Origin of the sequence: Rhizobium aouanii (assembly GCF_037002925.1) — a bacterium.
Lineage (GTDB): Bacteria > Pseudomonadota > Alphaproteobacteria > Rhizobiales > Rhizobiaceae > Rhizobium > Rhizobium aouanii.
In genome coordinates this window covers 198475-225464 of record NZ_JBAMYD010000010.1, presented here as the reverse complement: position 1 = coordinate 225464, position 26990 = coordinate 198475, and the positions used below count along the sequence as shown (strand labels likewise).

The following is a 26990-nucleotide window of genomic DNA, read 5'->3' as shown; positions in this document are numbered from 1 at the left end:
GTTTGGGTGCCGCTGCCCGGTCAAAGCTCGCGCAAGACGGGGGCTGCCTTCTGCCCGAGGATGCGCCAGGTGCCGATAAGGCCGATGCCGACGGTGAGGACGAGCGCGGTCAAGAGCGTCAGTCCCGCCACGTCAGGGAGAAACGCCGAGGGCAGGCGCATGATGCGGGCGACGATGAACCAGGCGGCGGCGCCGCCGGCGATCAGCGCGAAGATTGCGGTCGCGAGCCCGAGGATCAGATATTCGTAGCTGAAGGCGCGGATCAACATGGCGCGCGTGGCGCCGAGCGTTTTCAAGACCACTGCGTCGTGGGTGCGCGCCCTGTTTCCGGCGGCAAGCGCCCCGGCAAGAACGAGGATCGAGGCGATGAGGGCGACGGAGGCTGCGGCGCGGATCGCGGTCGCAAGCTGTGCGACCAGCTGGTTGACGATATCGATCGCGTCCTTGACGCGCACACTGGTGATCGTCGGATAGGTATTGGTGACGGATTTCAGGATCGCCGCATCTTCGGCCGGTGTCGAAGAGGGATCGGTCAGCGTCGCCAGCCACGCATGCGGGGCGCCGCGGAAGGTATTCGGCGAGAAGACCATGACGAAATTGATCGACAGCGATTCCCACTCGACGCGGCGCAGATTGGCGATCTTCGCCGTGATGTTGCGGCCGAGCACGTTGACGGTCACCGTATCGCCGAGCTTGAGGCCGAGCTCATGCGCCTCTTCCGAGGAGAAGGAGACGAGCGGCTCGCCGCTGTAATCCTTGTCCCACCATTTGCCTTCGGTGAGGGCAGCGTTCTCCGGCAGGGTTTCGGCATAGGTGATGCCACGATCGCCGTTCAGCACCCAGCGGCCGGCCGCCGGCACGTTCATCTTGCTGACGTCCTCGCCGTTGAAGGCGATGATCCGGCCGCGCAACATCGGCACTTCGACGAGTTTGCCCTGCGGCGCCTGGCCCTGGACGAGATCGCGGAAGGCGCCGACCTCGGCGCTCTGGATATCGACGAAGAAGAAGTTAGGTGCACCCTCGTTCATGCGGCCGGTCAGCTGCTGGCGGAGGTTGCCGTCGATCAGGGTCAGCGTCACCAGCAATGCCAGCCCAAGGCCGAGCGAGAGCACGACCGAGGGCGTCAGTGCGCCGGGGCGGTGGATGTTGCCGATCGCAAGCCGCAATGCCGGCGAATTGACGCGCGGGCTGCGACGCGCGAGCCAGGCGATCAGCGCGGCGACGAGGCGCAGGACGACGAAGGCAAAGACGATCGCGCCGACGAAGACGACGGCGATAAAGCGGTCATAGGCGGTGAGAATGGCAAGCCCGGCAAGGGCGGCCATGAACAGGCCGGCAAGCAGGATGTAGGGCCAGGAGGGCAGGTGGCGGGCCTCGAAGCCCTGCTCCCGGAAGAGTGCGGTCGCCGGCACTTCGCGGGCATGGCCGAGGGGCAGGATGGCGAAGGCGAGCGTCGTCAGAATGCCGAAGAGCGCGGCGAGCAGCAGCGCGCCGGGATAGAGGGCTGGCGCCGTCGAGACCGGCAGGAATTGCGCCAGGAACTGCGCGGCAAGCATCGGCGACAGGGCGCCGATGACGAGGCCGATCAGGATGCCGCCGAGGGCGATGATGGCGATCTGGAAGAGATAGATCAGAACGACGACCTGCGCCGGCGCGCCGAGACATTTGAAGGTGGCGATGGTGGTGCGTTTGGAATCGAGGAAGGCGCGCACGGCATTGGCGACACCGACGCCACCGACGATCAGCGCGGTCAAGCCCACAAGCGTCAGGAACTGCGAGAAGCGGGTGATGTTTTCGGTGAGCGAGGGCGCGGCGCGGTCGCTTGTGCGGATCGCCCAGCCGGCGGAGGGGAACTCCTTGGAGGCGCGCGCCTGGATGCCCGACATCGTGCCCTTGTCGTCCAGCCGAATCTTGTAGGCATGTTCGACCAGGCTCCCGGTCTGGATCAGTCCGGAGGCTTGGAGCGCCTGGCGGCTGACGAGCAGACGCGGCGCAAAGCCAAAACCTTCCGACAGTGCATCCGGCTCGGTTTTCACCGTGCCGGTGATGCTGAGCTTGACGTTGCCGAGCAGCAATTCGTCGCCGACCGCAAGCCCGAGCCGATCGAGAACGAGGGGCGCTGCGACCGCACCATAGGTGCCGCCTTGGCCCGAAAGCAGTCCCGAAAGCGGATAGTCCGGCTCGGCCACGAACTTGCCGTAGAGCGGGTAGGCGTCGTCAACGGCCTTGACCTCGACCAGCGCTTGATCGGAACCGTCAGGTTTGCGGGCCATCGAGCGCAGGCCTGTCGACACCGAAACGGTCCCGAGGCCTTCGAGGAAACCGATTTCCTGAGGCGTGGCTTCCCGGTTGTTGAGTTCGAAGCGGACGTCGCCGGCCAGCAGTTCCTGCCCCTGCGAGGCGATCGTGTCGGTGATCGACTGCGAAACGGAATTGACGGCGGCAATCGCGCCGGTGCCGAGCGCAATGCAGGCAAGGAAGATGTAGAAGCCGCGGATGCCGCCGCGCAACTCGCGCAGCGCCAGGCGAAAAGCGAGCGAAACGCGTGGCGTGATGATCCTCATGCGATCGCCGCTTCGCTGCGGCGGGCGGCGCTGTCGCCTTCGATCCGGCCGGAGCGGACGCGAATCTGGCGCGAGCAGCGGTTTGCAAGCGAGACGTCATGGGTGACGAGAAGCAGGGTCGTGCCACGCTCCGCCTGCTTGGAGAACAGAAGATCGGCGATCTGGCGGCCGGTCTCGGTGTCGAGATTCCCCGTCGGCTCGTCGGCGATCAGCAGGGTGGGCGAGGGGGCGAGCGCCCTGGCGATCGCCACGCGCTGCTGTTCGCCGCCGGAAAGCTGGCCGGGATAGTGGTTCAGCCGTTCACCGAGGCCGACCGATTTCAGCTCGCGATGGGCGATCTCGAAAGCGTTGCCGACATTGGCGAGCTCGAGCGGCACGGCGACGTTTTCCAGCGCCGTCATGTTGGCGATCAGGTGGAAGGACTGGAAGACGATGCCGATGTTGCGGCCGCGGAAATCGGCGACCTGGTCCTCGCTGAGACTATGGAGCGGCGTGTCATTGATGTTGATCTCACCGCTATCGAGCTTCTCCAGCCCGGCAAGCACCATCAGCAGGGTGGATTTGCCGGAACCGGAAGGGCCGACGATGCCGACGGATTCGCCGGCATCGATATCGAGATCGATGCCCTTCAGCACATGGACGGAGGCGGCTGCGCTGCCAAGGGTCAGATCGGCGCCCTTTAACTCGATAATGGTTTTTGCCAACAGAAATCGCCCTATATAAGTCGGTAATCGAAAGGCCGCATAACGGCACCTCGCCAATCTAGGGAAACCAGGATGAGATTTAAAGTTGCCGCCCTTCAATTCACCGTCATCGCCGTCTCGCTGATCTTTGCCACTGCAGCCAATGCCCGGACGATCAATCTCGTCGGTTTTGGGGACAGTTTGATGGCGGGTTATCAGCTGCCGCCCGGCGACGGCTTTCCGGAAAAGCTGCAGGCGGCCCTGAAGGCGAAGGGCCTCGACGTCACTATCGCCAATGCCGGGGTCTCCGGCGACACGACGGCAGGGGGTCTTGCGCGCATCGACTGGTCGGTACCCGACGGCACTGATGGCGTCATTCTCGAGCTTGGCGCCAATGATGCGCTGCGGGGTATCCCGCCGGAAGAGAGCGAGAAGAATCTCGACCAGATGATTACCCGGCTAAAGGAGCGCGGCATTGCCGTACTGCTCGCCGGCATGATGGCGCCGCCGAACATGGGGGCGGATTATGCCGCACGATTCAACCCGATCTACCAGAAACTCTCGGAAAAACATGGGCTTCCACTCTACGCCTTCTTCCTCGACGGCGTTGCGCTGGAGGCGGGGCTGAAGCTCGACGACGGCATGCATCCAAATGCAAGAGGGATCGACGTCATGGTCGAAAAGATGGAGCCTGCTGTCACAAATTTCGTCGAAGCGATTTCTTCTGTGAAGAATTAGGGGCTTGCGCGGTTGTTGATTGCATGATTCCGTGTGAGCACCTGCAAAAGATTCGGGGAGTGCTCGTGATGCCGAGACTGTTTACCGCCCTCGAAATTCCGCGCAATGCGGCGATGAGTCTTTCATTGCTGCGCGGTGGCCTCCCCGGAGCACGATGGATCGATGTGGAGAATTACCACATCACTCTGCGCTTCATCGGTGATGTCGATGGCCGGACGGCCGATGAAATCGTTGAACGTCTCGACCGGATCGACCGGCCGGAATTCCAGTTCCGGCTCGAAGGCATCGGTTCGTTTGGCTCGAAGAAACCGCATTCGGTCTGGGCGGGCGTCTCGCAATCGCCTGAGATGTATGCCCTGCAGGGCGAGATCGAGCGCATCTGCCAGCGCATCGGCCTGCCGCCGGATCCCCGCAAATTCATGCCGCATGTGACGCTGGCGCGGCTCAAATCCTCGCGGCTTGATGATGTCGTGCAATATCTGGCGGGGCGCGGCAACTTCCACACCGCAACCTTCACCGCACCGCGCTTCGTGCTGCTTTCGTCGCGCGAATCGGTCGGCGGCGGGCCTTACCTCACCGAAGAAGTATTCCCGCTGCACGAGGCGCGCTCGACGCCCAGCGTTTCGAGCAGCCTGCAGCAGCCGGTCAAGAGCCTGGTATAAACCAGCTCGAAGCCGCCTGGGCCGCCATAATAGGGATCGGGAATATCCTCTCCCGTTCCCAGCGCGATATCACCAAAGAGACGGATGTTCGCCCCAGGCGGCGCGCTCTTGCTAAGCGCCGTCAGGTTGTCACGGTCCATGGCGAGGATCAGATCGAAATCCCTGAAATCTCTTACAGCGCCGCGCGTCTTTTTAGACGCGCAAAGGACGCTGTAACACTTTCAATTGCTGCATAATTCCTTAAACCGATTCCGATTTAAGGAATTATGCAGTGGCTGGACGCGGCGGGCGCGCTGCCCCGATATGTCGATGCCGTGGCTTTTCGCAGTGGCGATCGAACGCCGGTCGGGCGGCTCGCCTTCATGCCAGCCGCCGGTGCCGGCGGAAGCGATCGTAAAATCGCCGGTCAAGCCTGCCTCGGCAACGAGATGGCCAAAAATTCCCTGCGCGAGCGGAGAACGGCATATATTGCCCATGCAAACGAAGAGGATGCTGATGCGTTTCATCGGTAACCTGTCGACAGAGAAGAGGAGCATGGCATGAAAATGGAAAGACTGGAACGGACGGCGGTTGAGGCGGAACTGGCCGAGCTTGCAGACTGGGCGCTCAATGATGCGGGTTCTTCGATATCGAAGACGTTCAAATTCGCAAATTTCATCGAGGCTTTCGGCTTCATGACGGAGGCAGCGCTTGCGGCCGAGAAGCTCAACCACCATCCCGAATGGTTCAATGTCTATTCCAGGGTGGATGTGACGCTGAACACGCATGATGCCGGCGGGCTGACGGAGCTGGATTTCAAGCTCGCCAAAGCCATGGAGAAGGCTGCGGCGCGCCGTGTTGTTTGAAAGCTGGGCCGATTGAAAGGGGCCGATTGAAAGACTGGGCGCCATCACCATATGTTCGCTTGGACGAAAGGGATGCAGGGATGGACGAGGTCAAATTCGGGGAAATCCTGTTGCCGGGCGACGAGGATACCCAGAGCCGGCGCGAGAAAACCGTAAGGCAGAAATTCTGGCCGACTTTCCGGCGGGCGGTGCGGCAGATCCCGTTCTCGCGCGATGTCGTCGCCGGTTTCTATTGCGCGCTCGATCCGCACACGCCGACGAAGGTGCGCGGCGTGCTGCTTGCAGCACTCGCCTATTTCGTCATGCCGGTCGACATGATCCCGGATATTTTTGCCGTCATCGGCTTTTCCGACGACATCGCCGTACTTTCGGCGGCCTTCGCGATGGTGCGCGGTCACATCCGGCCGGCCCACTACGAAGCGGCCGACCGCGTTCTCGCCGATCGGCCGGAAGAAGCAATGAAGACGATTTAACGCGTGTCGCGTCCAACCAGGATGCGACAGCTTGTTTCATGCGTGTCGTCATCCCCAAAGCGCTGCGTCCTTTTGGGCAAGATTGCATCAGGCGATTTCGCGTTCCAGCACCTTGCGAAGCTTGCCGAAGGCAAGCCGGATACGCGATTTTATCGTGCCGAGCGGGAGACCGGTCGCTTCGGCGATCTCCGAATGCGATTGACCGAGGAAGAAGGCGGCGCGCAGCATGTCGCGCTGTTCCTCCGGCAATTGGCCGACGGCGGCGCGTATCTTGGCGTCGCGATCGTCATTGGCGATGATTTCTTCCGCGCCGATATCGGCCGGCGGCTGCAGAGCCGGATCGGTCTCATCGAAGATGCGGGTGTTGGCGCGGCGCTGCATGTCGATGCGGCGGTTGCGGGCAATGCGGAAAAGCCAGGTCGAGAGGGAAGATCGCGTGGCATCGTAGAGCTCTGCCTTGTGCCAGAGCACGATCATGATCTCCTGGACCAGTTCCTCGGCCTCACCTGATGTCATCCTCTGGCGCATCAGCCAGGCCTTCAGGCGGGGTGCGAAATAGTCGAACAGGATGGAAAAGGCCTGCTGGTCGCGATCGTTCGCGACGGCCTTCGCGAGGGCAGCGAAACGCTGTCTTTCCTCGGCATCCATATCCCCTCACCAGCCCCCTGCGGCAATAATTTCGTCCCGGATTTCCAAGTCTTACTGAGGTACAACGGATTTGGGAAAGGTCAAACTCTTGCCTGAATCTTTGTGTCTTAAATTCAGCCGAACGGACGGCCGGTGCCATTGGGGCACGGTGTCGCGGCCGATACCGTTAAAGGGACGAAAATTGACACCCGAGCTGAAATGACACAGGCAGATACAAATCGCAGCTATTGTTGACCATTTGGTAACCTGAATTAAGTCAAAATAAAGCAGATCGTGATTATGCGGCGCCCGCTATGATCGCTTCGGGCCTTGAATCGCAAGAACCGGCAGGAATCCATGTTTGTAAAAAGTATCGTATCCGCTCTCGCACTCACCCTTGTTATGGCCGGAGTTGCGACAGCGCAGCAGGCCGCGCCGAACCGCATCCAGCAGTTCCAGGCATGGGGCGCCTACTCCTACAAGTCGGGCAACAGCACCGTCTGCTACGTGCTGTCCGTTCCCACGGCAAAGCAGCCGGCAAGCGTCGACCATGGCGACAATTTCTTCATCGTCTCTCAGCGTCCGGGCCAGAACATCTCCTACGAGCCGCAGGCGATGATGGGCTACACGGTCAAGGAAAATTCGAAGATCAACGTCGTCATCGACAACAAGACCTTCGTGATGTTCACCAAGGACAAGGCCGGCTGGGTCGAGAATGCTGCCCAGGAGCCGGCCCTCGTCGCCGCCATGAAGACTGGCCATTCGATGACGGTGAATGCCGTTTCGCGCAAAGGCACCGGCACCTCCTACAGCTATTCGCTCTCGGGTATCTCGGCTGCGCTGAAGCAGATCGAAACCTGCAAGTAAGCGGTCCTTTAGGCCGAAGAATTTCATGGGCCGGCCTTGCGCCGGCCCATGCCGTTTCCATCTATGGTGACGCGCGGGCAAAATGATGCTAAAGCCGGCGCCAACAGCGGACAGATCGCGATTTCAGTCGCCGTTCCGCCATTCAACTTCTGCCGATGTGCTGTCATGCGCCCGCAGGTCTTCCGGCTTACCGCTGAAGTCCGCGGGGTTGCGAGGAACAGCCACATGTTTGAATTCGGGATGAATGCCTATGTCCGTCATGGATGCGATCGTTGTCACCAAGCCGCAGGCGCGTACATCCGCCAGCCTCGAGAAGCCGTCGTTGATCGGCATGTCGCGCGAGGAGATGGGGGCGGCACTCCGGGAAAAGGGTGTGGCTGAGAAGCAGATCAAGATGCGCGTCTCGCAGCTCTGGAACTGGATCTATGTGCGCGGGGTCTCCGACTTCGACCATATGACGAATGTTGCCAAGGACATGCGGGAGATGCTGAAGCAGCATTTCACCATCGAACGTCCCGAGATCGTCGAGGAGCAGGTCTCCAACGACGGCACGCGCAAATGGCTGCTGCGCTTTCCGCCGCGGGGCGCCGGGCGTCCCGTCGAGATCGAGGCCGTCTACATTCCGGAAGAGGGCCGCGGCACGCTCTGTCTTTCCAGCCAGGTCGGCTGCACGCTCACCTGTTCCTTCTGTCATACCGGGACACAGCGTCTGGTGCGCAACCTGACGGCGGAGGAAATTCTTTCGCAGCTGCTGCTTGCCCGCGACCGGCTTGGGGATTTCCCGGACCGTGAAGCGCCGCAGGGTACGATCATGCCTGCCGAGGGCCGCAAGGTCAGCAACATCGTCATGATGGGCATGGGTGAGCCGCTCTATAACTTCGATGCCGTCAAGCAGGCATTGCTGATCGCCACGGATGGTGACGGCCTGTCGCTGTCCAGGCGCCGCGTGACGCTTTCCACCTCCGGCGTCGTGCCGGAGATCTTCCGCACCGGCGAGGAAATCGGCGTCATGCTGGCGATTTCGCTGCATGCGGTGCGCGACGATCTGCGCGACCTTCTGGTGCCGATCAACAAGAAGTATCCCCTGAAGGAGCTGATCGAGGCCTGCCGGTCCTATCCAGGCCTTTCGAACGCGCGGCGCATCACCTTCGAATATGTGATGCTGAAGGATGTCAACGACAGCCTGGAAGACGCCAAGGGGCTGATCAAGCTCCTGAAGGGCGTGCCGGCGAAGATCAACCTCATTCCGTTCAATCCCTGGCCCGGCACCAATTATCAGTGTTCCGACTGGGAGCAGATCGAGAAATTTGCCGACTTCATCAATTCGGCAGGTTATGCCTCGCCGATCCGCACGCCGCGCGGCCGCGATATTCTTGCCGCCTGCGGCCAGCTAAAATCGGAATCGGAACGCATGCGCAAGACCGAACGTCTGGCCTTCGAAGCGATGATGATCGCCAATCATGGCGCCGACGACTGATCAGCAAGTTTGATCCTCGCTACAATTCTCCGCGATTGATTTCAGGGGGCGCTTTTCCTAAAAGTGCCCCAAAATCATTCAGGAGGATCCCCATGCGCCCGATTTTACTCGCTCTTGCCGCCAGTTTGGCCCTTTCCCTGCCCGCAAAGGCCGATGACGTCACCGTCGCCGTGACCGCGATCGTCGAACATCCGGCGCTGGATGCGGCGCGTAAGGGCGTTCTCGACGCGCTGACGGCTGCGGGTTACAAGGAAGGCGAGAACCTGAAATTCGTGTTCGAATCGGCGCAGGGCAATCCGGCGACGGCAGCCCAGATTGCCCGCCAGTTCGCCGGCGACGAGCCCAATGTCATCGTGCCGATCTCGACACCCTCGGCCCAGGCCGTCGTTTCCTCGACGCGCGACATTCCTGTCGTCTTCACGGCCGTGTCCGATCCGCTCGGCGCCCAGCTCGTCAAGAACATGGACAAGCCCGGCGGCAATGTCACCGGCCTCTCCGATATGTCGCCGGTCGCCGAGCATCTTGCGCTGATCAAGGAAATCCTGCCCGATGTGAAAACCCTCGGCTATCTCTACAATTCCGGCGAGGCAAATTCCGTTTCGCTGCTCGCCGTGTTGAAGGTTGAAGCCGAAAAGGCCGGCCTGAAGGTCGTCGAATCGGCCGCCACCAAGTCCGCCGAGGTTCAGGGTGCGGCGCGTGCGCTCGTCGGCCGCGCCGATGCGATCTACATTCCGACCGACAACACGATCATCTCCGCGCTCGAAGGCGCCGTCGCGGTTGCCGAGGAGAGCAAACTGCCGCTCTTTACCGCCGATACGGATTCGGTTTCGCGCGGCTCGATCGCCGCCCTCGGCTTCAACTATTATGATGTCGGCAAGCAGACCGGCGAGATCGTCGTGCGTGTATTGAAGGGCGAGAACCCGGGCGACATCGCGGTCAAGACTGCCGTCGGCAGCGACCTCGTCGTCAACAAGGCGGCGGCCGAGAAAATGGGGGTCACGCTGCCGCAGAGCGTGCTTTCCCGCGCTACCAAAGTCATCGAATAGTCGGCCGGTACTTCTAAAGCGCGTCGCGATCTTTCAGATTCGCTTGCCGCGCTTTAGATCTTTGTTTCCGCATGTCTTTGGCGCAAAACCGCTGCACACTTTTGCGCGACATGCTGTAACGCCTTCGTCGTATTCAGCCGCTCTCGTTTGCACGGGAGCGGTTGTTTGTATTAAAAGGCTTCGTTTCGCGACGGGCGGAACGGACATAAAAAGGGGCTGAAAGCCTTGAGCCAAATCGCATTTTGGGGGGCCGTCGAACTCGGACTGGTCTATTCCTTCGTCGCCCTTGGGGTCTATCTCGCCTTCCGTGTTCTGGATTTCCCCGACCTGACGGTCGATGGCTCCTTTCCGCTTGGCGCGGCGGTGACGGCCGTGCTGATCATTGCCGGCGTCAATGCCTGGCTTGCAGCGCTGATCGCCATGGCGGCCGGTGCCGCCGCGGGCATGGTGACGGCGCTGCTCAACGTGCGCTTCAAGATCCTCAATTTGCTCGCCTCGATCCTGACGATGATCGCGCTGTTTTCCGTCAATCTGCGCGTGATGGGCAAACCCAATGTCGCGCTTATCAATGCCGACACGATGATCAGCCCGTTCTTCGGCCATGGCCTTCGCGATTTCTACGTGCGGCCGCTCTTTGTCGGTGTTCTGGTCGTCATCGCGCTCATCCTGGTCTGGCGTTTCCTGGAAAGCGATGCCGGGCTGGCAATGCGGGCGACCGGCGCCAATGCAAGGATGGCGCGGGCCCAGGGCGTCGATACCAGCCGGCAGATCTATCTCGGCATGGCGATCTCCAATGCGCTGGTGGCGCTCGGCGGTGCGCTGTTTGCCCAGACGAACGGCTTTGCCGACGTCACCTCGGGCGTCGGTACGATCGTCGTCGGGCTCGCTGCCGTTATCATCGGCGAGACGCTGCTCGGGCGGCGTGGTCTGCTGATCGCGCTTGTTGGATGCGTGCTCGGCTCGATCCTCTATCGCATCGCGATCCAGCTGGCGCTTTCCAGCGACGTCATCGGCCTGCAGGCGTCCGACCTCAATTTCGTGACGGCCGTGCTGGTGACCGTGGCGCTCATCCTTCCCCGTTTGCGCGGAGGTGCCGCGTCGTGATCAACCTCAAGAACATCAAGGTCGTTTTCGGGCGCGGCACGCCGCTGCAGAAGCAGGCGCTCTCGGGTGTCAGCCTGACGATCGAGGAAGGCTCCTTCGTGACCGTCATCGGCTCGAACGGCGCCGGCAAATCGACGCTGCTCGGCGTGCTCGCCGGCGATGTGCTGGCCAGCGAAGGACAGGTGCTGATCGGCAATGCCGACGTCACCCGCAAGACGACGGCGGCGCGCGCCGGGCTCGTCGCCCGTGTCTTCCAGGACCCGCTGACCGGAAGCTGCGGTGCCTTGTCGATCGAGGAGAACCTGGCGCTTGCGGCACGCCGCGGCGAACGGCGCGGGCTTGTTTCGGCGCTTGGGGCAAAACGGCGCGACCATTTTCGCGAGAGGATCGCCGAGCTCAATCTCGGGCTGGAGAACCGCATGAAGGACCGCATGGACCTGCTCTCCGGCGGCCAGCGGCAGGCGGTCTCGCTTGTCATGGCGACGCTGGCGGGCTCGGAGGTGCTGCTGCTCGACGAACATACAGCGGCGCTTGACCCCGGCATGGCGGAATTCATCATGGGCCTGACCCAGAAGATCGTTTCCGAGCGCAAGCTGACGACGCTGATGGTGACGCATTCGATGCGCCAGGCGCTCGATTATGGCCACCGGACGGTGATGCTGCATGGCGGCGAGATCGTGCTCGATGTCGCCGGCGACAGCCGCAAGACGTTGCAGGTCGAGGATCTGATCGCGATGTTCCGCAAGATGCGCGGCCAGACGCTGGATGATGATGCGTTGCTGATCGGTTAGCGCCGACAGCGGGCTGATCGGCTAGCGGGCAGCTGATCGTTTCACGACTCCTCAGAGGCCGGTGGGACCGTCATCAAGAGCAGACTTCCACCAGCACGCGATGGCCGTACTGGTTGAGCCATTCCGGCTGGCACTGTTCCGGGTCATAGTCGTCATCGCCGAAGAACAGACGATTTCTATCATGGAAAGCGAAACGGCCGTCGCGGTGTCCGCCGAAATGATGCTCTCCGAAGCCGCGATCGGCGAAATTGCCGCCGCCCATATGCGCACCACCGTCGAAGTGGCCGCCGTCACGCGAGAAGCCGCCACCGCCATGGTCTCCGCCGCCATGCGCTAAGGCAGGTGTTGTCGCTGTAAGGGAGGTGGCGGCAAACGTCAGCGCAACAACTCCTGCTGTTATGATATTGCGGAACGTAAACATGGACTTATCCTTTCAAGGTCGCTCTTCGTGAGCCGTAAAGGATATGTGGGCAGCGAAGGTGGCGTGGCCTAGCCACAATTGCCGACTTACGATCATATGTTGATCACAAGTAATCGCGCGAAAGGCATGGAATAATTTTGGAAGACGACGAAATTCGCGGTCACTGCCTGCTCCGGCGTGGCGTCTCGCGAATATTGGTGTCGTTGGCGGCGGATCGTTTCACGACCACGGGCGGATCGATCAACCGACCGCGGGCGGATCGATAAGCTGACCGCGGCGGATTGCTGCGCAACCGCGGGATTGCTGCGCAACCGCGGGATTGCTGCGCAACCTCGGGCTTACCTCGCCTGGGTGAGCAGGATCTTCGCGGCGAAGACCGAGAAGACGCCGGCGAAGGTGTAATCCATGCCGCGCAGCACTTTCTTGTTGTTCTGCAGCCATGAGGCCAGCCAGTCGGCGGCAAAGATGACGCTGGCGTTGACCGGCATGCCGATCAGGATGAAGCAGAAGCCGAGGAAAAGCAGCTTTTGGGTGACGGCGGGATCGCCGGCGCTGACGAATTGCGGCAGGAAGGTCATGAAGAAGATGATGACCTTGGGGTTCAGAAGATTGACCCAGAAGCCCGACGAGATGTTCGAAAGGGCGGTGCCCTTCTGCTCCTCGACCTTGGCGACGGTGAGCTTCGAGCCGAAGCGGATCGCCTGCACCGCCAGCCAGAGCAGATAGGCGGCACCGCCGGTCTTCAGGATCAGGAAGGCGGTCGGCGAGGCGGTGATCAGCGCCGAAATGCCAAAAGCGACCAGCATAGTGTGGACGACGATGCCGAGGCTGGTGCCGACGACAACGAAGAGAGCGGCCTTCTTGCCCTGGGCCAGCGCGCGGCTGATCGACAGCGTCATATCGGGGCCCGGGGTCGCCGCGAGCAGCAGCGTCGCGGCGGCAAAGGCCAGAAGGGTCGGCAGGCTGGGCAGGAAATCCATGACACACTCTGAAGGCTGGAAAGGATCTGCGGATCTCTTACCCGGCTTTCAGAAAATTACCAATCAAACCTTCTGATGGCGCCGATTACTTCTGGTCGAGGAAGGCCTTGAAGCTGTCGGCGTAGTCCTTGTGCCAGCGCGACAGCGGCGGGCGGTTCTCGACAATATCGCCGGCTGCCCAAAGCATGCGTCGCTCGTCGACCGGACGCGCCACGTCATTGTCGGGGCAGAGGATATAGAAGTCGCCGCGTTCGAGGCTCTCGACCATGAAATCGACGGTCTGTTCCGGCGTCCAGGCCGCGGCCGGTTTTTCGGCGCGGTCGCCCTTGGTGAGGCCGGTGAAGACGAAGCCGGGGATCAGAAGATGGGCGGAGATCTTTCCGTCTTCGATGTTGCGAAGCTCGTGCTCCAGCGCTTCGGTGAAGACTTTCACACCAGCCTTGGAGATATTGTAGGCGGGGTTGCCGGGTGGCGTGGTGATACCCTGCTTGGAGCCGGTGTTGATGATCAGGCCCGGCTCGCCATGCGACAGCATCTTCGGGCCGAAGGTGCGCGTGCCGTTGATCACGCCCATCAGGTTGACGGCCAAGATATTGTCCCAGTTCGCCTGCGGGCTGAAGATCGATGTTTCCGGGCCGATGCCGGCATTGTTCATCAGCACGTGCACGCGGCCGAAACGCTGGAGCACCGCGCGCTCGAGCGCTTCCAGCGAGTCTCTGCTGGCGACGTCGGTCTCGACCGCCATCACATTTTCCTCGCCGGCAATGGCCTTGAGTTCGTTGGCGGCGTCGGCCAGCCGATCGCCGCCGAGATCGGCAATGGCGACGCTCATGCCGCGTCCGGCGAAATATTTCGCCGCGGCAAGACCGATGCCGGAGGCGCCGCCGGTGATGACGGCAACATTGGATGTCTTGAAAATGTCTTGAATATTCGTCACGGGGCAGCCTCTCCTCGAGCATTTGCGGACGTTGGCGAATATGGGCTCAGCTTTCGCCCTGTCAAACGCTATCGGCACCATCAGCGTCGCACTTGGCCTTGCGTCACGCGCCAATCTCGCTAAAAGTGCCGCGACACCGGGTTTTGCCGGCCTTTTATGCAACGGACCTCATCATCATGGCATCATACAAAGACGTGAAGAAAGTCGTTCTCGCCTATTCCGGCGGCCTCGACACCTCGATCATCCTGAAGTGGCTGCAGACGGAACTCGGCGCCGAAGTCGTCACCTTCACCGCCGATCTCGGCCAGGGCGAAGAGCTGGAGCCGGCGCGCAAGAAGGCCGAGATGCTCGGCATCAAGGAGATCTATATCGAGGATGTGCGCGAAGAATTCGTGCGCGATTTCGTCTTCCCGATGTTCCGTGCCAATGCCGTCTATGAGGGCGTCTACCTGCTCGGCACCTCGATCGCCCGTCCGTTGATTTCCAAGCATCTGATCGATATCGCCAAGAAGACCGGCGCCGATGCGATCGCCCACGGCGCGACCGGCAAGGGCAACGACCAAGTCCGTTTCGAACTCTCCGCCTATGCCCTGAACCCGGACATCAAGATCATCGCGCCGTGGCGCGACTGGGCGTTCAAGAGCCGCACCGATCTGCTGGCTTTTGCCGAACAGCATCAGATCCCTGTTGCTAAGGACAAGAAGGGCGAGGCGCCGTTCTCCGTCGACGCCAATCTTCTGCATTCCTCTTCCGAAGGCAAGGTTCTCGAAGACCCCTCCCAGGAGGCGCCTGAATATGTGCATATGCGCACCATTTCGCCTGAGGCAGCCCCTGACACGGCAACGACCATCAAGGTCGGCTTCGAAAAGGGTGATGCGGTTTCGATCAATGGCGTGCGCATGAGCCCGGCGACGCTGCTCGCGACACTCAACAATTACGGCCGCGACAACGGCATCGGCCGTCTCGACCTGGTCGAGAACCGCTTCGTCGGCATGAAGTCGCGCGGTGTCTACGAAACTCCAGGCGGCACGATCCTGCTCACGGCGCACCGCGCCATCGAATCGATCACGCTCGACCGCGGTGCCGCCCATCTCAAGGACGAGATCATGCCGCGCTACGCCGAGCTGATCTATTACGGCTTCTGGTTCTCACCGGAGCGCGAGATGCTGCAGGCGCTGATCGACAAGAGCCAGGAGCATGTCGAAGGCGAAGTGACGCTGAAGCTCTACAAGGGCAATGTCATGGTCATCGGCCGCGAAAGCGACAAGTCGCTCTATTCCGACAAGCTCGTCACCTTCGAGGACGATCAGGGCGCCTACGACCAGAAGGATGCAGCCGGCTTCATCAAGCTCAATGCGCTGCGCCTGCGCACGCTCGCCAAGCGAAACCTCGTGAAGTAATCACGGTTCCGCTTCGAACCGGATATGAGCCCGCCGGCATCGCCGCGCGGGCTTTTTTGTGGAGTGAGGTGGCAAACGCCACCAAACTCTTAGAGCGTTCTGGATGGCTGGATTACACCAAGAAGCAGACATTCAGTCATGCAGGAGCTAAGTCTTTGGCGGATATTTGGAGGCCTTGCCATCGCTCAGTGGGAACGTCGCTAAGGGGTCAGAAGCCGACATTGGCCTGGCTTGAATAAGTAACCGATTTGGGTCGCGAGCGGACAGGCAACTGCTGCTGTCGGCAGAAGCAATAGCTGACTATCAATCCGCCGAGGGCGGAGGTCTTGAAATGACCCTTGCAGAATCTCGGGCCGCTCGCTGCCCCGCGACGGGATCGCGATTGGGCCGGGGTCGGCTCCTCGTCCGATATCAATAGACCTTGGCCCTCGCGATGCGCTCAAGGAGTGCATAGGCTCGTATGCCCTAATGGCAATTATGCTATCAAGTGCGAATGAAACCGATAACAGGATTATTTCTAGGTGCCGGAGCTTCGTACGAAGCCGGTATGCCGCTCGTTTGGGAACTCACCAGCGAGATCAAGAACTGGCTGACGCCTGAAAAACTACGGGATTTCAGTGCAGGCTGGCGTGCGCAAGGAACGGGGCCGTCCAAGGCCGTGATCGAAGACTTCGTCTCGATCCTAGCCCGGCCGGAAATGCACTATGAGGCCCTTCTTGGATATCTCGAAACCCAGTTTATGCGTTTCAACAACACGCTGCGCCAAGAGTACCATGGATTCTATTCGTGGCTGATCGAGATGGTCTACTACATTTTGTATTATCGTCAGATCAACAATCGTGCATTTCTCGACAAACACCTCCCGCGCTTCGACGGCATTCGTGCGTTGACCGATGTTTCCACGCCGTTATGGGTCTTCTCCCTTAATCACGATGTAGTGGTCGAGACGATCGCTGCTCGGCTCTCGATCCCGCTCCATACGGGCTTCAGCACGAAAATCATCCGGCTGCCGCGCCGCAACTCTATGGGTCAAAAGATCGGGGAAATACACGCGGAAACGTTGACGCAGGATCAACTCGACAACAAGGCAATGTTTTATCCCAATCCATTGCAGTCGGGCATCTATCTCATGAAAATTCATGGGGCACTTGACATCTTCACCTTCAACGATGGCAAAGACCTACTCAAACTGCTCCCGGAAGGGTCGGATACCTACGGCTATATCGAGGCTTTGCGGGCCGCCAATGAAGACCTAGTCCACCCGCTTCCGGGCGCTCCCAACGGGAAAGCGAAGGCGACGAACGAAATCGCCTATGCTGACGAGGCAGGAGAGATGCAGTTTCTCCGCAGAAGCCTTCTATCCGGTGCGTATAAATTCAGCGTGCGCAGCCAGCAGGTTCTGCCTAAGAGCATGCTAAAGCATTTTCAAACGAACCTGAACTTCGTGACGAACCTGATCTGCATCGGCTACGGGTTCGGTGACCTGCACATCAACGCTATCATTCGGGAATGGCTGGAATTCACGCCTGACAGGCGACTTGAAATCGTGAATCCGTCTATTGAGGGCGTTCCCTCGTTCCTGTTGCAACTCAGCCCTCAGGTAACGCTAACTAAGAACGACACGAGCGATTTCCTTGACCAGCGATCTGGCACGGTGCGAACATGGCGAGAACAGCTTGAAAAGCGCATTGCCGCGTCGCTGCGGCGGCGTGGACAGCCGCGTGCGGCGCAGGACATGAACGCGTTCGTGAGGAAAAGTCTGGAGGAGTCCACAGCGCTGCTGGCAAAAAAGCTCAGCGAGTTACCGCATGTGGATGGCCAGCCTAACCTAGCCGCTCTTGGCGATCCTAACGAAGTCGCAAACCGCTGGGCGGCGGAAGCGAAAATGGACGAAGAAGAATTCTTGAAAGCCCTTCTTGATCATCTTGAGAGGACGGAAAACGGGTGAGTTTCTGTACTTATCCTAGTGGAGGATGTCTGCTTTCGGGAAATGGTAGAGTTGAAATCAACAACCGAGATGAGGGCGCGAAACGGGACATCCTCACAACAGACCAATCATTAGGTCCCCGCCTCAAGCTGCAGTTGCTCGGCAGCTCTCGTCACACTAAAAGACTCGTTCATCTAGGAAATAAGCCTGAGTATAGGCGCATGGGAGCAGGACTGGCGAATGTCATTAGATTTCGGCAAATTAAACGCTGGTACGACAGCGAGGCAGATCGACCCTAGGAAAATCTTCACAACTCTGAAACGGCACGCTCGGTTCAAGCGCCCACTGGACGAGCAAGCCGACGTTCTTGACGCCTGGTTTGAAAGACGAGCGGCGAAGGATCTGACGATAAAGATGAACACCGGTGGGGGAAAGACCGTTGTCGGTCTGCTGTCTCTACAGAGCTCGCTCAATGAAAATGTGAAGCCGGCGGTATATATCACTCCAGATAACTTCCTGGTCTCGCAGGTTATCACAGAGGCGACCGATCTTGGAATTGCGGCAACGGACGACGAAAAAGATCCGGACTTTCTCGCGGGCAGATCGATCCTAGTTGCTAACGTCCACAAGCTGATCAATGGGCGGACGGTCTTTGGCGTCGGAGAAAGAAAGATTCCAATCGGAGTAGTCGTGATAGACGATGCCCATGCAAGTCTCAGCAGCGTAAACGACCAGTTCTGCTTGAAGTCCAAAGCCGGAAGCCCCGTGTATGACGGTCTCCTCGCGCTATTCGAAGAGGACCTCAAGGCGCAATCGCCGACAACCCTTCTTGACGTCAAGGCGGAAGATCCGAATGCCGTCCTTACGGTTCCCTACTGGGCGTGGCAGGCACATCAGGACGATGTTCTGGGAATCCTGCACGCCAATAGGAACGGCAAGGAACTCGAATGGAATTGGCCATTGTTGAGCGAAGCGATTCCGCTATGCACATGCATTTTCGGAGGAGGTCGGCTTGAGATTGCTCCGCGGTTTCTCCCGATCGATCGCATTCCCTCTTTCGCCTCTGCCCAGCGCCGAATCTACATGACCGCCACTTTGGCTGACGACACAATCCTTGTCAGTCATTTCCAGGCCGATCCCAAAGAGATTGCGAAGCCTATCCGGCCGAAGGGCGGCGGCGATATCGGCGATCGGATGATTCTGGCTCCGCAAGAGATAAATCCTGAATTCACTGTCGAAGAAATCAAAGCGATGGTGTCTAGCATCGCGGACGACCTCAACGTGGTCGTCATCGTTCCTTCAAAAAGCCGGGCATCCTTCTGGAAGGATGTGGCAGACCAAATCCTGGACAAGGATAACATTCAACAAGGCGTCGAGAAGCTTAAGAACGGCCACGTGGGTCTGTCTGTACTCATCAACAAATATGACGGCATCGACTTGCCAGGCGAGGCTTGCGAACTCCTGGTCATTGATGGACTTCCGGAAGTCTACGGTCTTTCGGAACGATCGGAGATGCTGCTACTCGACGGGACCCGGAAGCAACTTGTCCGCCAAATCCAGAGGATCGAGCAGGGCATGGGCCGCGGCGTGCGGTCGAGTGATGATCACTGCGTCGTGCTTCTATTAGGTGGGAAGCTTACACAACGACTTCATCAGCCAGAGGCCGAAGACATGTTCTCTGCAGCTACACGTGCTCAGATTGCGCTCGGAAAAGCAGTTGCCGAGCAGGTACGCGGGAAGTCGCTCGCAGACCTTGAGCCAATATTGGATCTCTGCCTCGAGCAGAACGATGACTGGGTGCAGGCCGGACGCAACGCTGTGGTGAACGCCCTTCCCATCGAAGGCGGCCATCTCGATGGTCATCAAGTTAAGATGCGCGAAGCATTCGATGCGGTCCGGATCAGCAGATACGATTTGGCGATCGACAAGGCCCAAGAAGCCGTTAACTCCGCCACTGACCCGCAAGAAAGGGGCTATCTCAAACAGCAATTGGCTGAAATCACGAACTTCATCGATGCTGCTAAAGCCCAGGAACTTCAATTGTCTGCGTTGAGTCAGAATTCACGGCTTCTGAAGCCAATTGCAGGCGCGACTTACACGAAACTCAGTGCGCCACCGTCGGGCCAAAGCTCTGCCGCAGTAGCCTACATGGGGAAGTTCCTTGAGGGGAACGACCTAATCATCTGGGTGAACGGCCTTCTGGACGATTTGGACTGGGGAGAAGAAGGTTCGAAGCGCTTCGAGGCTGCAATGAAGGATCTTGGAAAATTCCTCGGGTTCGGATCACAGCGTCCGGAAGACGAGGTAGGACGCGGCCCCGACAATCTCTGGGCGCTGGGCGGCCTCAAATATCTTGTTATCGAGTGCAAGAGTGGCGCGGTCCAAGCAGACAAGATATCGAAGGGTGATACCAACCAGCTCAACGGCTCGATCGTATGGTTCGGAGAAAAATACGACAAGTCATGCACGGCAACGCCAATCATGGTGCATCCGAAAACGGTCTTCGAACATGCGGCATCGCCCCATAGCGACATTCGGATAGTGAACTCAGCGGGGCTGAAAAAGCTGAGGGATGCGGTGCGCGCCTATTCGATATCGCTTGCCACGTCCGGAGGATTCAAAGATCCAGCGGAGGCGGCCAAACAGCTTTCACATCACAAACTCGCGGCTACCGACATTGTGGGACTATGTACAGTATCGCAAGGTGCCAAGTAGCACGAGCAATTCTATTGGGGTCGCGGCAACACCGATGGTGTCGCTATCAGATGCGACATCTTAGTCAAAGGCTTGGTCAAGGCTCCTGATCCGGCCTGCAATGGTTGGCTCGCGAGACTGACTGCTGAAAGGCTTTCTATGGGTGCGTCTTGAGCTTGCTCGCATCTGGAAGGCAAGTCTTGGCGCAAATATGCCGCCTCGTTTATCGATTGCGATGTCCGCTTTCGGGAAGCCTGGGAGGTCGCCCCTATGGCCGAAACGAGGGCGCTAAGCAGCCGCATCCTTCAACGACCAGATGTCTGCTTCGGGTCGAAAGCCGCCTTCGGTAGCGTTTGTTACCCGATCCCACTTTTCATGGCCGTGCAACCGCTCTTGACGGATGTCTCTGATCGCCTAGTCTGCAGGATCATCCTCCGGAGCATTCCCATGACGCAGTCTTTGCTCTTCGGCGCCTTTCTGGCGGCGCTCTTCTACGTGCTCATTCCAGGACCCGCCTTCCTGCAGCTGCTCGGCATCGGCGCCGGGCAGGGTCGCAAGGCCGGCGCCTTCTTCATGATGGGGCATCTGGTCGGGGATCTCATCTGGTCGTCGCTGGCGCTGATCGCGATCGTCGGGGCAAAGACGATCGGAACCTTTGTCTTCGACCTGCTCGGCCTTGCCTGCGGTTTCTACCTCGCCTGGATCGGCTGGAGCGCCGTCAATGCAAAGCCGAAAGGGGAGGGGCAGGCGCTTGTTGTGGTCGAGCGGCCGTTTCGTCGCGGTCTGATCTTCGGCGTCACCAATCCGAAGGGTTATCCGGTGGCGCTCGCCACCTTCACCGCACTGGTTGCAGGCTCGGCCGGCGCGCTCGATTTCGAGGCGTTGCCGGTGCTGCTCGTCGTTTCATTCGTCGGTTTCGTGACTGCCGACATCATCCTGATCGGCATCATCGGCGCCGGCACGGTGCGGCGCTTCTATCGTGCCCATGAGCGGCTGATCGTGCGCTGCTCCGGCGTGCTTTTCATGGGATTTGCCGCTCAGGCGCTCTGGCACGCAACGCCCGGCCTGCTCGGCTGGCGCAAGGCCTGATTAAAACGCGTCGCGCCCGAGACATGCGACGCGCTTGTCTTTGATTTATGCATGCGTGAGGTCAGGCATTCAGGAAGCTGACGATCGATTTCAGCGTCTGGACCTCATTGGGATCGCCGATCGACATGGCGATCTGTAGCTGATTCTTGTAATAATCGAGGAAATTGAAGCTGGTGCCGTCGGTGACGCTGGAGAGATCGATGATGTTGCCGAGCGGATCGATCGCATGCATCGGCAGTGGTTCGGAGATCGCGGCGTAGGTGTTTTGATCGATCAGGCCACTGTCGAAACCCTGGCGTGCGTAATTGCGCAGTTCTCCAGGGCTGACCGCGGTGAAATCCGGGCCTTCGCCAACATCGTCTTCGATCTGGAACGAGGCCGGGGCGGGAGCTCTGGTCTCGATTTGAATATCAGAGGTCTTCGAACTTTTTGCGTTATTAGGATTGTTTTTAAAAAGCAAACTCTGAGAAGACCGCACAGAAAAAATTTCCATGGCGCATGTCCCCTTACAAGAAGAACATCGGAAAACTAGCGCCTGCGCGTGATTCGCGTCAATCGTTAACGATTGGTTAATTTTCACGTATCAATTGTTGTCCACCGGATTTGGCAGGCCCCCGCCAGATTTGCCAGGCGAGGCAAAAGGTCCTTCCCGGCAACATACCAATTCTATGACGGCTCTCCTATATTGCCGATTCACTTGCATGCCAAAAAGGAATTCTCCGATGTCTTCTTCCCATGATTTCAATCCGGCGCTGGTGACCTGGGACGGTCTTCACGGTCTGCCGCGTTTCGATGCCTTGAACGACGGCGATTTCGCTGCTGCCTTCGAAGCCGCACTTGCCGCGCATGAAAGGGAGATCGACGAGATCGCCGGAAACGGCGATGCGCCGACATTCGACAATACGGTCGTGGCGCTGGAGATTGCCGGCGACGCACTGTCGCGCGTTTCGTCGCTGTTCTGGAACAAGGCAGGCGCCCATACCAATGATGTGATCCAGGCGCTGGAGCGGGAGATCTCGCCGAAGATGTCGCGCCACTATTCGAAGATCGGGATGAATGCCGCGCTTTTTGCCCGCATCGACACGCTCTGGGAGGGCCGCGAGAGCCTTGGGCTGACGCTCGAACAGACACGCGTGCTGGAACGCCACTGGAAAGGCTTCGTCAAATCGGGCGCCAAGCTTGAAAAGGCCGAGCAGGAAAAACTGGCCGCGATCAATGAAAAGCTTGCCGGCCTCGGGACGCAATTCGGCCAGAACGTGCTGGCCGACGAAAAGGCCTGGGCACTGGTCCTTTCGGACAGCGCCGAGCTCGAGGGCCTGCCGGAATTCCTTCGCGACGCGATGGCGGCAGCAGCGCGCGAACGCGGCGAAGAGGGCAAATATGCGGTGACGCTGTCACGCTCGATCATCGAGCCCTTCCTCACCTTTTCGGAGCGCCGCGATCTGCGCGAGCAGGCTTTCAAGGCGTGGGTGGCGCGCGGCGAAAATGCCGGAGAGACGGACAATCGCGCCGTCATCAAGGAAACGCTGGCGCTGCGCCATCAGGTGGCGACGCTGCTCGGCTATGGCAATTTCGCCGAGCTGAAACTCGACAACACGATGGCGAAGACGGCGGATGCGGTGAACGGCCTGCTGAGGGCTGTCTGGGCACGGGCGGTGAAACGCGCCGGCGAGGAGGAGATCGATATCGCGGCACTGATTGCCGAGGAAGGCCGGAACCACGAGGTGATGCCCTGGGACTGGCGCCACTATGCCGAAAAGATCCGCGCACGGAAGTTCGATTTCTCCGAGACCGAGCTCAAGCCTTATCTGCAGCTCGAGAAGATCATCGAAGCCTGCTTCGACGTGGCCGGCCGGCTGTTCGGCATCCGGGCCGTCGAGAAGAAGGGCGTGGCCGCCTATCATCCTGACGTCAGAGTGTTCGAAATCAGGGACCGCGAGGACAAGCTCGTCGCGCTCTTCCTCGGCGATTATTTCGCCCGCAGTTCGAAACGCTCAGGCGCCTGGATGAGCTCGCTGCAATCGCAGCACAGGCTGGAGCTGAAGAACGGCCGCCACGGTGAATTGCCGATCATCTATAATGTCTGCAACTTCGCCAAGCCGGCGGAAGGCAAGCCGGCGCTGCTGTCGCTCGACGATGCCCGCACGCTATTCCACGAATTCGGCCATGCGCTGCACGGCATGCTTTCGAACGTCACCTATCCCTCGGTTGCGGGCACCGGCGTTTCGCGCGATTTCGTCGAGCTGCCGTCGCAGCTTTATGAGCACTGGCTGACGGTGCCCGATATTCTGAAGCGTTATGCCGTGCATGTTGAAACCGGCGAGCCGATGCCGCAGGCCCTGCTCGACAAGGTGCTTGCCGCCCGCACCTTCAACGCCGGCTTCAATACCGTCGAGTTCACCTCATCGGCGCTGGTCGACATGGCGTTTCACACGAGAACGGCCGTCGAGGACCCGATGGCGGTGCAGGGCGAGGTGCTGGCCGAGATCGGCATGCCGAAGTCGATCGTCATGCGCCATGCGACGCCGCACTTCCAGCACATCTTCTCCGGCGGCTATTCGGCCGGCTATTACTCCTACATGTGGTCGGAGGTGCTGGACGCCGACGCCTTTGCCGCCTTCGAGGAGACGGGAGACGCCTTCAACGGCGAAATGGCCCGCAAGCTCAAGGAGAATATCTATTCCGTCGGCGGTTCGGTCGATCCGGAAGACGCTTACAAGGCCTTCCGCGGCAAGCTGCCGAGCCCGGATGCGATGCTCGTCAAAAAGGGACTTTCGACCTTCGAGGAATTGACAGGCAGCGACGCCTAAGACAATTTGATGACACGCTATGATGCGGCGGGGCGACAGCCTTGCCGCAGCTTTTGCGCGTTCCCCCCTTTCGCAAACGCAAAAAAAACTGTATGGACGCCCCAAACTAATAGGCGCGCCCTCTAGAGCGTGCGCCCCAGCCTCAGAGATTTCACATATGTCACTTCGCAATATCGCGATCATCGCGCACGTTGACCATGGCAAAACGACCCTGGTGGATGAGCTTCTCAAGCAGTCCGGCTCGTTCCGCGAAAATCAGCGTGTCGCTGAACGCGTGATGGACTCGAACGATCTCGAAAAAGAACGCGGCATCACCATTCTCGCCAAGGCGACCTCGGTGGAATGGAAGGGTGTCCGCATCAACATCGTCGACACCCCCGGCCACGCCGACTTTGGCGGTGAAGTCGAGCGCATTCTCTCGATGGTGGATGGCGCGATCGTTCTCGTCGACTCCTCTGAAGGCCCGATGCCGCAGACGAAGTTCGTTGTCTCCAAGGCGTTGAAGGTCGGTCTTCGTCCGATCGTCGCGATCAACAAGATCGACCGTCCGGATGGCCGCCACGAAGAAGTCATCAACGAAGTCTTCGATCTTTTCGCCAATCTCGACGCGACCGACGAGCAGCTCGACTTCCCGATCCTCTACGGTTCCGGCCGCGACGGCTGGATGAACGTCAATCCGGAAGGTCCGAAGGATCAGGGTCTTACGCCGCTTCTCGACCTGGTGCTCAAGCATGTTCCGGAGCCGACCGTCCACGAAGGTCCGTTCACGATGATCGGCACGATCCTCGAAGCCAACCCCTTCCTCGGCCGCATCATCACCGGTCGTATCAATTCCGGTTCCATCAAGCCGAACCAGGCGGTGAAGGTTCTCCACGCCGACGGCAAGACGATCGAAACCGGCCGTATTTCGAAAATTCTCGCTTTCCGCGGCATCGAGCGCACGGCAATCGACGAAGCGCATCAGGGCGATATTATCGCGATTGCCGGCCTTTCCAAGGGCACGGTCGCCGACACCTTCTGCGATCCTTCGATCACAATACCGCTGCCGGCGCAGCCGATCGATCCGCCGACCGTCACCATGTCCTTCATCGTCAACGATAGCCCGCTGGCCGGCACCGAAGGCGACAAGGTGACCTCACGCGTCATCCGCGACCGTCTCTTCAAGGAAGCGGAAGGCAACGTCGCCCTGAAGATCGAAGAAGCCGAAGGCAAGGATTCGTTCTACGTATCCGGCCGTGGCGAACTTCAGCTCGCCGTTCTCATCGAAACCATGCGTCGCGAAGGCTTCGAGCTTGCCGTGTCGCGTCCGCGCGTCGTGATGCACAAGGATGAAAACGGCCAGCTTCTGGAGCCGATCGAGGAAGTCGTCGTCGACGTCGACGAAGAACATTCCGGTGTCGTCGTGCAGAAGATGTCCGAGCGTAAGGCCGAAATGGTCGAGCTGCGTCCGTCGGGCGGCAATCGTCTTCGCCTGCGTTTCTACGCACCGACGCGTGGCCTGATCGGCTACCAGTCGGAGCTGCTGACGGATACGCGCGGCACGGCGATCATGAACCGCCTGTTCCATGACTATCAGCCCTACAAGGGTGTGATCGGTGGCCGCGTCAACGGCGTGCTGCTCGCCAACGCTCCCGGCGAAGCCGTCGCCTATGCGATGTTCAACCTGGAAGATCGTGGCCCGATGATCATCGAGCCGGGCGAAAAGGTCTATGCCGGCATGATCATCGGCATCCATTCGCGCGACAACGACCTTGAAGTCAACGTCCTGAAAGGCAAGCAGCTCACCAACATCCGCGCCGCCGGCAAGGACGAAGCGGTGAAGCTGACGCCGCCGATCCGCATGACGCTTGATCGCGCGCTCTCCTGGATCCAGGATGATGAGCTGATGGAAGTGACACCGAAGAATATTCGTCTGCGCAAGATGTATCTCGACGCAAACGATCGCAAGCGTTTCGAAAAGACGAAGGCGGCGCTCTGAGCGCCATTCAAAGTGCTTGCAGCGTCTCGGGTCTCTCGAAAAGAGGCGCGGCGCTGGAGAGAAATCCTTCAAAACCCCGGCCTTCGCGCCGGGGTTTTTTATTGTGCGCCGCGTCGATTCCGTCTTGTGACAATCGTTAAAAAAGCGTTAACTTTTGATCGTCGTCCACATGTTAAGTCTGTGGGCAATCAACCGGGATGCGACATCGCATATGGTTAATTGCCTCTAGCGGGACCAGAGTAAACGTTATGAAGACGTTGTCGATCGATGTCCGGCGGGCCGAGCCGCAAGATGCCCGAGCCATATCGGAAACACACAGGCTTGCCTGGCAACACACCTATGCAGGCATCATTCCGCATCGCGCGCTGACGCAGATGATCGAGCGGCGCGGCGAAAGCTGGTGGCGCAAGGCAACGCGCGGACCGGCGACGCTGCTGGTTCTCGATGTTGCCGGCACAGTCGCCGGCTACGCGACGCTCGGCCTCAACCGGGCCCGTGCTCTGCCGCAGGAAGGCGAGATCTACGAGCTTTATCTGCGGCCTGAGTATCAGGGCATCGGCCTTGGCAGGATGCTGTTCGGCGAGGCGCGCCGTCTCTTGAAGTCGCTCGGCTGCAACGGGCTGGTCGTCTGGTGCCTCGAGGATAACGAGACCGCCAGCCACTTCTACCGCAATCATGGCGGCGTCGATTTCTGCGAAGGCATGGAAAGTTTCGACCACAGGCAGTTGAAGAAGATCGGCTTCATCTGGAGCTGAACGGCCATTCAAAGTGCCACAGTGTCGTTCGGCGTCTAAAAAGACGCGCGGCGCTGGAGTCGGCGGTCGCCTATCTCCTATTAGAAACTTTTGATGTGAATGTGCGCCGGTGCAGTCAAGCA

At 59.8% G+C, this 26990-nt stretch carries 23 protein-coding genes and 1 pseudogene; 16 read left to right on the top strand and 8 right to left on the bottom strand.

Going from position 1 to position 26990, the window contains the following annotated elements; all coding sequences use genetic code 11:
- Positions 1–20: 20 nt before the first annotated feature.
- Together V8P77_RS19210 and V8P77_RS19205 are read right to left on the bottom strand one after the other, a co-directional pair.
- Positions 21–2564 carry an ABC transporter permease gene (locus V8P77_RS19210; protein WP_335913811.1) on the bottom strand — a complete coding sequence of 848 codons (2544 nt, stop codon included), beginning with the start codon at positions 2562–2564 and terminating at the stop codon, positions 21–23.
- Positions 2561–3268, bottom strand: coding sequence for an ABC transporter ATP-binding protein (locus tag V8P77_RS19205; protein ID WP_335913810.1), 708 nt, complete (start codon positions 3266–3268; stop codon positions 2561–2563). The genes V8P77_RS19210 and V8P77_RS19205 overlap by 4 nt, the downstream gene beginning before the upstream one ends.
- A 72-nt stretch (positions 3269–3340) precedes the next feature.
- On the opposite strand from V8P77_RS19205, the gene V8P77_RS19200 reads away from it, so the two are divergent.
- Both V8P77_RS19200 and thpR read left to right on the top strand, forming a co-directional pair.
- Positions 3341–3985: an arylesterase gene (locus V8P77_RS19200; protein WP_335913809.1), complete on the top strand. Its 645-nt coding sequence runs from the start codon at positions 3341–3343 to the stop codon at positions 3983–3985.
- Positions 3986–4053: 68 nt separating this feature from the next.
- Positions 4054–4647, top strand: a complete 594-nt coding sequence (gene thpR, locus V8P77_RS19195) for an RNA 2',3'-cyclic phosphodiesterase (RefSeq protein ID WP_003543644.1) — start codon at positions 4054–4056, stop codon at positions 4645–4647.
- Here thpR and V8P77_RS19190 read toward each other — a convergent pair.
- Positions 4554–5153 (bottom strand): annotated as a pseudogene (locus V8P77_RS19190) (low molecular weight protein-tyrosine-phosphatase). The gene thpR and the pseudogene V8P77_RS19190 sit on opposite strands and share 94 nt — an antisense overlap.
- 33 nt (positions 5154–5186) lie before the next feature.
- On the opposite strand from V8P77_RS19190, the gene V8P77_RS19185 reads away from it, so the two are divergent.
- Positions 5187–5492 (top strand): 4a-hydroxytetrahydrobiopterin dehydratase, encoded by a 306-nt coding sequence (locus V8P77_RS19185; protein ID WP_335913808.1) that lies wholly within the window; start codon positions 5187–5189, stop codon positions 5490–5492.
- 80 nt (positions 5493–5572) lie between these two features.
- Positions 5573–5965 carry a YkvA family protein gene (locus V8P77_RS19180; protein WP_335913807.1) on the top strand — a complete coding sequence of 131 codons (393 nt, stop codon included), beginning with the start codon at positions 5573–5575 and terminating at the stop codon, positions 5963–5965.
- 87 nt (positions 5966–6052) lie between these two features.
- Here the strand turns inward: V8P77_RS19180 and V8P77_RS19175 are convergent, their stop codons facing one another.
- Positions 6053–6613: a sigma-70 family RNA polymerase sigma factor gene (locus tag V8P77_RS19175; RefSeq protein WP_335913806.1), complete on the bottom strand. Its 561-nt coding sequence runs from the start codon at positions 6611–6613 to the stop codon at positions 6053–6055.
- A gap of 336 nt (positions 6614–6949) precedes the next feature.
- On the opposite strand from V8P77_RS19175, the gene V8P77_RS19170 reads away from it, so the two are divergent.
- From V8P77_RS19170 to V8P77_RS19150, 5 genes are all read left to right on the top strand, one after another.
- Positions 6950–7459: an invasion associated locus B family protein gene (locus V8P77_RS19170; protein ID WP_017962430.1), complete on the top strand. Its 510-nt coding sequence runs from the start codon at positions 6950–6952 to the stop codon at positions 7457–7459.
- Positions 7460–7709: 250 nt separating this feature from the next.
- Positions 7710–8936, top strand: a complete 1227-nt coding sequence (rlmN, locus tag V8P77_RS19165; protein ID WP_335913805.1) for a dual-specificity RNA methyltransferase RlmN — start codon at positions 7710–7712, stop codon at positions 8934–8936.
- Between the two features lie 92 nt (positions 8937–9028).
- On the top strand, positions 9029–9982 hold the full coding sequence (locus V8P77_RS19160; RefSeq protein WP_335913804.1) for an ABC transporter substrate-binding protein: 954 nt from the start codon (positions 9029–9031) through the stop codon (positions 9980–9982).
- A 225-nt stretch (positions 9983–10207) separates the two neighbouring features.
- Entirely contained in the window at positions 10208–11086 is an 879-nt protein-coding gene (locus V8P77_RS19155) for an ABC transporter permease (protein ID WP_017989717.1), read from the top strand.
- Positions 11083–11877, top strand: coding sequence for an ABC transporter ATP-binding protein (locus tag V8P77_RS19150; protein WP_003543634.1), 795 nt, complete (start codon positions 11083–11085; stop codon positions 11875–11877). Before V8P77_RS19155 ends, V8P77_RS19150 begins: the two co-directional genes overlap by 4 nt.
- 73 nt (positions 11878–11950) lie before the next feature.
- Here V8P77_RS19150 and V8P77_RS19145 read toward each other — a convergent pair whose 3' ends face one another.
- The 3 genes from V8P77_RS19145 to V8P77_RS19135 form a co-directional block, all read right to left on the bottom strand.
- A complete protein-coding gene (locus V8P77_RS19145) occupies positions 11951–12298 on the bottom strand; it encodes a hypothetical protein (RefSeq protein ID WP_335913803.1) in 348 nt (115 codons plus the stop codon).
- Between the two features lie 338 nt (positions 12299–12636).
- Positions 12637–13278 (bottom strand): LysE family translocator, encoded by a 642-nt coding sequence (locus V8P77_RS19140; protein ID WP_335913802.1) that lies wholly within the window; start codon positions 13276–13278, stop codon positions 12637–12639.
- Between the two features lie 85 nt (positions 13279–13363).
- The gene (locus V8P77_RS19135) at positions 13364–14215 is read right to left on the bottom strand and encodes an SDR family NAD(P)-dependent oxidoreductase (protein WP_335913801.1); all 852 of its coding nucleotides are present in this window, start codon (positions 14213–14215) and stop codon (positions 13364–13366) included.
- 176 nt (positions 14216–14391) lie between these two features.
- Here V8P77_RS19135 and V8P77_RS19130 point away from each other — a divergent pair, with 176 nt between their 5' ends.
- From V8P77_RS19130 to V8P77_RS19115, 4 genes are all read left to right on the top strand, one after another.
- Positions 14392–15615 (top strand): argininosuccinate synthase, encoded by a 1224-nt coding sequence (locus V8P77_RS19130; protein ID WP_335913800.1) that lies wholly within the window; start codon positions 14392–14394, stop codon positions 15613–15615.
- Between the two features lie 493 nt (positions 15616–16108).
- A complete protein-coding gene (locus tag V8P77_RS19125) occupies positions 16109–17563 on the top strand; it encodes a hypothetical protein (RefSeq protein WP_335913799.1) in 1455 nt (484 codons plus the stop codon).
- 219 nt (positions 17564–17782) lie between these two features.
- On the top strand, positions 17783–20257 hold the full coding sequence (locus V8P77_RS19120) for a DEAD/DEAH box helicase (RefSeq protein ID WP_335913798.1): 2475 nt from the start codon (positions 17783–17785) through the stop codon (positions 20255–20257).
- Between the two features lie 426 nt (positions 20258–20683).
- Positions 20684–21325, top strand: coding sequence for a LysE family translocator (locus V8P77_RS19115; RefSeq protein WP_027666914.1), 642 nt, complete (start codon positions 20684–20686; stop codon positions 21323–21325).
- 61 nt (positions 21326–21386) lie between these two features.
- On the opposite strand, the gene V8P77_RS19110 is transcribed toward V8P77_RS19115, so the two are convergent.
- Complete coding sequence (locus tag V8P77_RS19110; RefSeq protein ID WP_335913797.1) at positions 21387–21818, bottom strand: hypothetical protein; 432 nt, start codon at positions 21816–21818, stop codon at positions 21387–21389.
- Between the two features lie 229 nt (positions 21819–22047).
- On the opposite strand from V8P77_RS19110, the gene V8P77_RS19105 reads away from it, so the two are divergent.
- The 3 genes from V8P77_RS19105 to V8P77_RS19095 all read left to right on the top strand — a co-directional run bounded on the left by V8P77_RS19105 (position 22048) and on the right by V8P77_RS19095 (position 26868).
- The gene (locus V8P77_RS19105; RefSeq protein ID WP_335913796.1) at positions 22048–24135 is read left to right on the top strand and encodes a M3 family metallopeptidase; all 2088 of its coding nucleotides are present in this window, start codon (positions 22048–22050) and stop codon (positions 24133–24135) included.
- 157 nt (positions 24136–24292) lie between these two features.
- The gene (typA, locus tag V8P77_RS19100) at positions 24293–26113 is read left to right on the top strand and encodes a translational GTPase TypA (protein ID WP_027666911.1); all 1821 of its coding nucleotides are present in this window, start codon (positions 24293–24295) and stop codon (positions 26111–26113) included.
- 248 nt (positions 26114–26361) lie between these two features.
- The gene (locus V8P77_RS19095) at positions 26362–26868 is read left to right on the top strand and encodes a GNAT family N-acetyltransferase (protein ID WP_003543622.1); all 507 of its coding nucleotides are present in this window, start codon (positions 26362–26364) and stop codon (positions 26866–26868) included.
- Positions 26869–26990 lie beyond the last annotated feature (122 nt).